The organism is Candidatus Micrarchaeota archaeon (assembly GCA_028866575.1).
In the GTDB taxonomy this organism is placed as follows: domain Archaea; phylum Micrarchaeota; class Micrarchaeia; order Micrarchaeales; family Micrarchaeaceae; genus UBA12276.
On record JAGWHU010000040.1, the window covers coordinates 1 to 1,371 of the forward strand.

General features: G+C 45.4%; 1 protein-coding gene. It reads left to right on the forward strand.

Annotation, left to right across the window (positions count from 1 at the left end; genetic code table 11):
- Positions 1-1,371 (forward strand): hypothetical protein (locus tag KGI06_06320; GenBank protein MDE1871823.1); only part of this gene is annotated, 1,371 nt, incomplete at both ends.

The following is a 1,371-nucleotide window of genomic DNA, read 5'->3' on the forward strand; positions in this document are numbered from 1 at the left end:
TTATCTTTTTGACAACTGGGGCAACTGTGGCCAAAGTGTCTCATACGGCAGCATGGAAGGGCAAACGCAGGCCTGCAATCCAAATGTTGGTGTCAGTATAGGTGTAATGGGCGGCACTTGGAATTCAACAACATCACAGACATGGTACAAAAATTATGTTCCATATCATGGTACACAGATGGTTTATTCGTATCCTGAATTCCCCTCTTTGGAATATGTGTCTCTTGGTGCATTTGGAAATCGCGGCACTATATCAGCGCAATGGCTAAGAATAAGGGCATTCCCTCCCAACGCGATAATGCCATCTGTCACATTCGGTACAACGAATGCATTTGTAGTAATACCAACAATAACACCGGCGGGCCATCAGGTAGTATACGGCAACGCGAACACCATACTTTCATTTAAATCGTCAATGGGGGCATTGTCTCCTCCATACACCTACAACTGGATCGCGGTTAATACGGTAACAGGCACAACAATCGCAAACGCACTGTACACCGGAGTATCTTCAACAGCCAACACTTTCACATTCAAGGCAAACGCGCAGATGGACGGCAACACGATACAAGTTAATGTGATAGTCACAGATAGCAAGTCAACAACATTAAACTCGATAAAGACGGAAACCATAACGATCAGCAACGTGATTGTTCCATCAGGGCTTGTGACGTATCTACCCATAACAATTAACAACGCACAAGGATCTGCAACGCAATCGCCATTCCAGGAAATGATAACAGTAAACAGCATGAATTATACTTCTATAGAATCAGGAAACTTGGATAACATCGAATTCTTCAACATGACAGGCGCCGTAATCCCATCGTGGCTCGAAACCAACAACACCAACACATCCACTGGAACAATCTACTGGGTAAAGTTGACAAACTCTATACTCGGAATAGGGAGTGACCAGACAGGAATACAGTCGCATACAAACGTAACTATATTCATGGGTTTCGCGCAAGTTGGAACAAACCTCTTCAGCAACACAATGACCGGTGAGGCGCCGCAACTCTCGTCATCATATGCGCAGTACGACACAGGCGCCAACGTCTTCACCACTTTCTACGACAATTTCGCAGGAACATCAATCAGCGCGGCATACAACCAGATAACACCGGCATCGCTGTCCCAGAACAACGGAATAACATACTCCTCAGGAGGTTATGGCGGCATAATAACCAACAATGGATTCACACCTCCATTCATATACGATGTAAAAATTACATCGCTTAATACTGTCTATGTGGGTATGGAAATACAAACAGGAAACACAGCCGCAAGCAGCGGTTATCTTTTTGACAACTGGGGCAACTGTGGCCAAAGTGTCTCATACGGCAGCATGGAAGGGCAAACGCAGGCCTG